Here is an 8,044-nt window from a genome sequence, read left to right as displayed (position 1 = left end):
CTGCCAACGGCGAGCCGCCGCCGCCGCCGGACCCGCTGGCCGACCTGGCCAGCCAGCCCGCCGGCGACCCGCTGCTGCAGGCCCTGGCCTGGCTGACGCGCCACCACGGCAAGCCGCGCTCCCCAGAGTCGCTACGCGCCGGGGCACCTGTGGACGGCGTGCTGACGCCGGACGGCGCCATCCGCGTCATGCGCGAGGCGGGCTACAACGCCGGCCTGCTGCGCAAATCCATCGACGACATCAACGCGCTGCTGCTGCCGGCCGTGCTGCTGCTCAATGGCGGCGACGCCTGCGTGCTGGTGCGTCGCCTGGATGACCCGGCCGCGGTGAGCGCCGGTGCCTGCCGCTACGAGGTCGTCTTCCCCGGCCCCGAGGCCGCTGCAGTGCCGGCCACGACCGCCGAACTGGAGCCCGAATACAGCGGCTTCATGCTGGCCGTGTCGCCGCTGGAGTCGGCGCACTCGGCGCGCGTCGAGTCGCCCATGCTCAAGCTGGGCGACCGCGGCCTGGCTGCGCACTGGCTGTGGGGCACGCTGAAACGTTTCGTGCCCTATTACCGCGCCTCGATGCTGGCGGCGCTGCTGTCCAACGTGCTGATGCTGGTGTCGGGCCTCGTCACGTCKGTCATCTACGACAAGGTCATCCCCCACCAGGCCATGGTCACGCTGTGGACGCTGGCCGTGGGCGCCGCCGTGGCGCTGCTGTTCGACCTGTTCGCGCGCCAGCTGCGCTCCCACCTCATCGATCTGGCCGGCCGCAAGGCCGACCTCATCATCGGCGCCAAGCTCTACCGCCAGACGCTGGGCGTGCGCATGGAGCACAAGCCCGCCTCGGCCGGCTCCTATGCCCACTACCTGGGTCAGGTGGAGATGGTGCGCGAGTTCTTCACCGGCGCGACGCTGTCGGCGCTGTCGGACCTGCCGTTCCTGGTCATCTTCATCGGCATGACCTTCGTCATCGGCGGTCCGCTGGGCTGGGTGCTGGTGCTGGCGGTGCCGATCATCATGGGCGTGTCCTGGGCCATGCAGGGCGCCATGCGCCGCGCCATGCGCACCAACATGCAGGAGACGGCGGACATGCACGGCATGCTGGTCGAGTCCCTCGAAGGCCTGGAAGACCTGAAGACCTCGGGCGCGGAAGGCCGCTTCCTGCGCCGCTACGAGCACGCCACGGCCGTGGTGGCCGAAACGGCGCTCACGTCGCGCGCGCTGTCCAGCTGGAGCATGAACCTCTCCAGCACGCTGCAGCAGGCGGTCAACCTCGTGCTGCTGGTTTGGGGCGTCTATCTCATCCACGACGGCCAGATCAGCTCGGGCGCGCTGATCGGCTCGGTGATGTTCGCCAGCCGCGCCGTCGCGCCGCTGGGCAGCCTGGTGAGCCTGGCCACCCGCTACCAGGGCGCCCGTGCGGCCATGCTGTCGCTGAACCAGATGATGGACGCGCCGGTCGAGCGCGACAGCACGCGCAACTACGTGCCGCTGGGCACGGTGACGGGCAAGGTCGGTCTTCATGACGTGGGCTTCTCCTACCCGGTGGCGCCCACGGGCCATAGCCAAGGTCCAGCCGCATCCGCCGCGTCGGCCGAAGGCACCGCGCCCAAGGTGCTGCGCAACGCCACCATGCGCATGGAGGCCGGCGAGCGAGTCGCCATCCTGGGCCGCATCGGCAGCGGCAAGTCCACCATCCTGCGCATGCTGGGCGGGCTGTACCAGCCGACCGAAGGCATGGTCGAGGTCGACGGCATCGACCTGCGCCAGGTCGACCCGGCCGAGTACCGCGCCCGCGTCGGCTTCGTCAGCCAGGAGCCGCGTCTCTTCCTGGGCACGCTGCGCGACAACGTGCTGATGGGCCGTGCCCACCTGGACGCCGGTCGCCTCGTCGAGGTGGCCAAGCTGACCGGCCTGGACCGCGTCGTCGCCGCCCATCCGATGGGTTGGGACCTGCCGGTCGGTGAAATGGGCCAGTTGCTGTCCGGCGGCCAGCGCCAGCTCGTGGCGCTTGCCCGCGCCCTGGTCACCAAGCCTCAGATCCTGCTGATGGATGAACCCACCAGCTCGATGGACGCGCAGAGCGAGATGGCCTTTTTGCGCCAGCTGCGTGATGCGGCGGGCACCGCGACGCTGGTCGTCGTGACCCACCGCCCGGCCGTGCTGGAGCTGGTGCAGCGCATCGCCGTCGTCGACGGTGGCCGCATCGTCATGGACGGCCCGCGCGACCAGGTGCTGGCGGCGCTGTCCGGCGTGCGCCCGGCCGCAGCGCCGAGCGAGGGCGTGCACATGCATCCGTCGGCCCAGCCGGTGCAGCGTTCTGCGAGCGTATGAGCACGAAGGCCCTGACCAAGGAAGAAGGCCTGTTCGTCAGCGCCATCCACGCCGCCCAGATCGACGAGCCGCTGCCGCGCACGACGTGGGCGCTGTACCTGCTGTGCGTCGTGGTGACGGTAGGCATCACCTGGTCGGCGCTGGCCCACGTTGACGAGATCACCCGCAGCGACGGTCGCATCGTGCCGGACGGGCGCGAGCAGGTCATCGCCAGCCTGGATGCCGGCATCCTGCGCGAGCTGAAGGTGCGCGAAGGTCAGGAAGTGCAGGCCGGGGAGGACCTGGTCTACCTGGACCCGACCCGCGTTGAAGCCCAGCAGGCCGAAGGCCAGGTCAAGGTGCAGGCGCTGAAGGCTGCGGCTGCACGGCTGACCGCCGAATCCACTGGCAGCGGCGCCATCCGCTGGCCGGCCGACGTGGACGTGAAGAGCCGCAATGCCCAGGCCGAGGCGGAATCTTTCGAAGCGCGCAAGCGCCTGCTGGACGAGGCTGTCTCCGCCATCAACCGCAGTCTCGGGATGATCTCCAAGGAGCTCAAGCTCGCGCAGGACATGTCCAGGAGCGGCCTGATGAGCGACGTGGAAGTCATGCGCTTGAACCGGCAGGTCAACGAGATTCAGCAGCAGCGCACCGAACGGATGTCTCGCTACCGCCAGGAGGCCAGCCAGGACCTGGTCCGCGTGCAGAGCGAACTGGCGCAGCTTGACGAGCAGATGGTGGTGCGCCAGGACGCGATGACGCGCACGGTGCTGAAGTCGCCGGTGCACGGCGTCGTCAAGTCCGTCAAGATCAGCACCACCGGCGGCGTCGTCGGCAGCGGCGTGCCCATCCTGGAGATCGCGCCCATCGGCCCGCAGGTGCTGGTGCAGGCCCGCATCAAGCCCCGCGATATCGGCTTCATCCGCCTGGGCCAGACGGCCGAGGTCAAGCTGGCCGGCTATGACTTCAACACCTACGGCGGCCTGGAAGGCAAGGTCACCTACATCAGCCCGGACGCCGTCACCGCCGAGAACGACAAGACCGGCGAAGGCAACTACCGCGTCATCGTCACCGCCGACCGCAACAACCTCAAGTACAAGGGCGGCAAGCTGCCCGTCATCCCGGGCATGACCGCGCAGGTCGAGATCAAGACCGGCGAGCGCTCAGTGCTGAGCTATCTGCTGCGGCCGATGATGAAGTCGCAGGAAGCGCTGCGGGAGCGCTGAGATAACGCGCTGACAAGGCCCCGCTCGGGGCCTTTTTCCGGGCTTTGGAATGAGGGGCTGGATGGTCTAGTGATGGGGCCATGCTGTACCCCTTCCGCCTCCTCCTCGCCTTCGGTTTTGCCACGTTCGGCTCCTTCGCTGCGGCGCAGACGCGCCCGTCCAAGCCTGTCGCACCGCCGCCCGCCCCCGTGGCCGAAGCGGCGGCTAGCCAGGGCCGCTGCAACGAGGAAGACGCCGGCCTGTCTCGCCTGGGCCGCGACATGAACGCGCTTGAGACCAGCAACGGCGACCCGAGGGCCGCGTTGCAGTCCCTCATCGACACGACCCTGCAGCGCAGCAAGTCGCTGGGCGCCGCGCGCCTGATGGCCGAGGCGGCCCGTTCGGACGTGGAGGAGACTCGCGCGCTGGGCCTGCCGACGGCCACGCTGAGCATCAGTGGCAACGGCTTTAACCAGGGTGTGAACGGGGTCAACTCCACACGCCATGGCCAGCTTGGCGCCACGCTGAGTGCCGGCATGCCGCTGTGGGACTTCGGTCGCGTGGAAAAGTTGACCGCCTGGCGCAAGGAGCTGGCCGAGGTCGCAGCCCAAGGCCAGCGCAGCGCCGAGGAGCAGTTGTCGCTCAGTGTCGTCAGCCTGGCGCTGGACCGCAGCCGCTACGTGCTGCAAGGCCAGGTCTACACGCAGTACGTGCGCAAGATGGCCTGCCTGGTCGATGCGCTGGAGATCATCACCAAGGCCGACCGTGGCCGCGCCAGCGAGTGGGTGCAGGCGCAGAAGAGCTTGCAGCAGGCCGACCTGTCGCTGGAGCAGACCATGTCGGCCCTGCGCCAGACCGAGGTGCGCATGAAGCGCCTCGTTGGCGAGCCCTTGCCCGTGAGCATCGGCATGATGGCCGCGCTGTCGGTGGTGCCCGACCTGCAGCAGATGCAGTCCGACATCCTGCTCGGCGCCGACGTGGCGCAGGCCGAGGCGCAGGCGCGCTCGCAGCGCAACTTCGCCGAATCCGTCATTGCCGGCCAGAAGCCCACCGTCAACCTGACCGGCAGTGCCAGCGCGCTGCTGCGCGCGGGTGGCCCGTCGCCCAACGACCGTTCCACCGACATCGGCGCGGGCGTGTCCGTCACCATCCCCATCCTGCAGCCCGGCGCCCAGGCCCAGGCCAACGCCGCCGTGCAGCGCTACCGCGCGACCGTGCTGCAGCGCGACGAGGCCATCGAGGCCAAGCGCTACCGGCTGCTGGAGATGCACGAGGTCGGCACGTCCACGCTGGACCGCGCCCGCCGCATCGTCGAGATCCTGCGCAACAGCGACCGCGTGCGCGCCTCTACGCTGCAGCAGTGGCAGCAGCTCGGCCGCCGCTCGCTGTTCGACGTGATGGCCGCCGAGGGCGACTACTACTCCATGCGCGTCGCGCACGTCAACGCGATGTTCGATGCCCAACAGGTCGTGTCGCTGATCTGGAGCATGGGCCGCGGCGTGTCGACGCCGCTGCGTTAAAAACACCATCTCACCAAGGGAACACCCATGATTTCCGAAGAACTGCTCGCGTCCGTGCTGAATGATTGGTGGTACTACAGCGTCGAGCTGGCGCCCGGCATCGTCGCCAAGGGCGCCGACACGCCCCGCACGCCCATGCTGCCGCGCATGATGATGCGCCGCTGCGACCTGAACGGCATGGACTGCCTGGACATCGGCAGCATGGAGGGTCTGATTCCTGCGCTGATGAAGCGCAAGGGCGCGCGCACGGTGCTGGCGACCGACGCCGTGCCGCACTGCTTGAAGAAGATGAACGTCCTCAAGCAGGCCTATGACGTCGATTTCGACTTCCAGCAGATCGGCCTGATCTACGAACTGAGCCAGAAGCTCGCTGCCCACGGCGGCTTCGACTTCATCAACCTCTCCGGCGTGCTGTACCACGTGTTCTCACCGCTGCACGTGCTGGCGGGCGTGCGGCCGCTGCTGAAGAAGAACGGCCTGATGGTCGTCTCCACCAACGTCATCAAGCGCGGCGACCACACGCTGACCTACAACCACCAGGGCGGGTTGCAACGCGAACTGAACACCTTCTGGTACCACTCGGTGCCGATGCTGGAGCACCTGCTGCGCACCTTCAAGCTCGTGCCCATCGACTTCCTGTTCTGCCCGCACACGGACGTGAACATGAACAACTATGTGCCGGGCCTGGCCAGCGGCTACATGTCCGTCGTCTGCCGTGCTGTCGATGACACGGACGGCCAGGAGTCGGACCTGTGGACCTCGAAGATGCGCCAGGCGTCGTGGGAGTACGTCGGCCTGTGCAACTCAGCCATGCTGGAAGCCCAGCCCGTCTCGCAGATCCGCTACACGCACCCCGCGCCGATGGATTCGCGCGGCTTGACCCTGATGGCGCACATCGACGAACCGCAGCGCATCGTGGCGGCCGTCGACGACCCGATCGACTCGCAGACGCTGCGGTTGGCTGACATGTCCTGAGGGCCTTGGTATTGCGGGCCGAGCGCCGGGCCGCTCTGAGCCGGCCCGTTCGGGCGATGTACTCGCAGTCAGATGCCGCAAGGTTCGCCGTCCCCTAGGCGGACGGACCGGGCGCGCTTGCGTTCGGCGAGGCGAGGTCGGGTGAGGGGCTAGGGACTCTGCCCATCACCCGCGCCGGATTGCCCGCCACGATGGACATGGACGGCACCACCAGACCCAGCACCACCGAGCCGGTTGAAATCACGCTGCCGTCGCCAATCTGGCTGCCTTTGCAGATGGTGACGCGCGCACCGATAAAGACATCGTCGCCAATGACCACTTGCTTGGTGCTGCCATCCGCCATATGCCGCTTGCCCATCTCCATTTCATGAAAATTGCTGTCCATGATGAAGGCCTCGCCACCGATCTGGCAACGCGCCCCGATGCGAATGCCCGCCCCCTCGGCAATCAAGGTCGAGCCGTTGTTCAGGATGGTGTGTTCGCCAAGTTCGATCACCGCTTCAGGCGTGCGCGCATCGATCGTCGTGCAGCCGTAACTGCCGGGCGAGGCGGTCCAGCCAAACAGGGTGGTCGAGGCCAGCTTGATGCGCCCCTGGCCTTTGAACAGCGTCGGTGTCTGGAGATTGACTGTCTTTTTTTCGCTTGGCGCGGATGTGCTGACGTCTACGATATGTTTGTCGGAAAGATGGAAAAAATAATGAATCAACAGCCCCCGCACCAGGCCGTCGAGAATTCTTGGTTCAGTGCCGCTGATCAGCGCCTTGTAGCGGTCTATTTTCAGTGCCATACCGTCTCTTGCTAAGTGAGCCTGGATTATGCAATCATACGCCGAGCAGAGTTTTGGTCAACGTAAATCCACCTGAAAGCGCGCCGCAGTCATGAGTAAATATGCGTCCATCGCGGTAGGTGATAAGGCCGAGCTTTCGCATACGATCACGCAGCAGGATATCGACCACTTCGTGCAATTGACGGGTGACGACAATCGTCTTCACATCGACGCCGGCTTTGCTGAAACCACGGTGTTCAAGAAGCCGGTCGCCCACGGCATGCTCGGCGCGTCATTCATTTCGACGGTTATCGGTACCAAGCTCCCAGGCGACGGAGCCCTATGGTTTTCGCAGAGTCTGGAATTTGTGTTGCCGGTTCGTATCGGTGACACGATATTTGTACGTGCTGAAGTGGTGAAAAAGCATGATCGAAATAATGTTATTGAATTAARGACGGAGATATTTAACCAACACAAGCAGTTGGTGACGACCGGTCTCGCGAAGGTGAAAATCGTAGAGCCTGAGGCCCCAGTCATCACTGCTTTGCAGCCAGAGCGTCGGAAGATTGCTTTGGTTGTGGGCGCGAGTGGCGGAATAGGTCAGGCAGTTTGTCGACAACTGGCTGAGGACGGTTTCGATATCGCGATCCACTATCATCGAAACCAAGACGCCGCACAACGGCTACAGCAAAATCTTCAAGGTCTTGGCATTCGATGCATAAAATTCAGCGCAAACATCATTGATTCGACTCAAACGACTGAGTTGGTGGAGCAGGTGTCGCGAAAGCTGGGAAGAATCACCGTGATTGTCAATTGTGTCACTCCAAAGACGCCGGTCATCGCTCTTGCGGCGTTGGAGTGGAGTGATATGCAGTTGCACCTCGATGCCGATATTCGAGGCCTGTTGAATATCGTGAAGGCTGCGCTACCGTCGTTTGAGGCCTCGAGGTACGGGAAAATAATTAATGTAACGTCGCAGATGATTGAAACGCCGCCTGCGGGTTTGCTGCATTACGTTACTGCCAAAGCTGCATTGAATKGTTTTTCAAAAGCACTGGCGGTGGATCTGGCACCCAAAGGAGTAACCGTAAATATGGTGTCCCCGGGCATGACAGATACGGAACTGATCGCCGATGTATCCGAAAAGACACGGCTGCTTGTGGCCGCCCGAGCGCCCTTGCGCCGGCTTGCCAAGCCGGAAGACGTCGCAGGCGCTGTGAGTTTTCTTGCATCGGCCAAGGCCGATTACCTTACTGGCGAAACGATCCGGGTCAACGG

6 protein-coding genes are annotated in these 8,044 nt (G+C 65.2%); 5 read left to right on the top strand and 1 reads right to left on the bottom strand.

The window, feature by feature from the left end; all coding sequences use genetic code 11:
• From ACXRVZ_RS27120 to ACXRVZ_RS27105, 4 genes are all read left to right on the top strand, one after another.
• A partial coding sequence (locus ACXRVZ_RS27120) for a type I secretion system permease/ATPase (RefSeq protein ID WP_458233081.1) occupies window positions 1–2,321 on the top strand: 2,321 nt, incomplete at its 5' end.
• A complete protein-coding gene (locus ACXRVZ_RS27115) occupies window positions 2,318–3,526 on the top strand; it encodes an HlyD family type I secretion periplasmic adaptor subunit (RefSeq protein ID WP_457427544.1) in 1,209 nt (402 codons plus the stop codon). The genes ACXRVZ_RS27120 and ACXRVZ_RS27115, both read left to right, overlap by 4 nt.
• An 80-nt stretch (window positions 3,527–3,606) precedes the next feature.
• Entirely contained in the window at window positions 3,607–5,025 is a 1,419-nt protein-coding gene (locus ACXRVZ_RS27110; RefSeq protein ID WP_457427542.1) for a TolC family protein, read from the top strand.
• Between the two features lie 27 nt (window positions 5,026–5,052).
• Window positions 5,053–6,000 carry a class I SAM-dependent methyltransferase gene (locus ACXRVZ_RS27105; protein ID WP_457427540.1) on the top strand — a complete coding sequence of 316 codons (948 nt, stop codon included), beginning with the start codon at window positions 5,053–5,055 and terminating at the stop codon, window positions 5,998–6,000.
• A 94-nt stretch (window positions 6,001–6,094) separates the two neighbouring features.
• Here the strand turns inward: ACXRVZ_RS27105 and ACXRVZ_RS27100 are convergent, their stop codons facing one another.
• On the bottom strand, window positions 6,095–6,787 hold the full coding sequence (locus tag ACXRVZ_RS27100; RefSeq protein WP_457427538.1) for an acyltransferase: 693 nt from the start codon (window positions 6,785–6,787) through the stop codon (window positions 6,095–6,097).
• Between the two features lie 91 nt (window positions 6,788–6,878).
• On the opposite strand from ACXRVZ_RS27100, the gene ACXRVZ_RS27095 reads away from it, so the two are divergent.
• The coding region (locus tag ACXRVZ_RS27095; RefSeq protein ID WP_458233080.1) for an SDR family oxidoreductase at window positions 6,879–8,044 on the top strand (1,166 nt) is incomplete at its 3' end.

The sequence above is a fragment of the Roseateles sp. P5_E8 genome (assembly GCF_054177665.1).
This window is presented reverse-complemented; position numbering and strand designations above follow the sequence as displayed.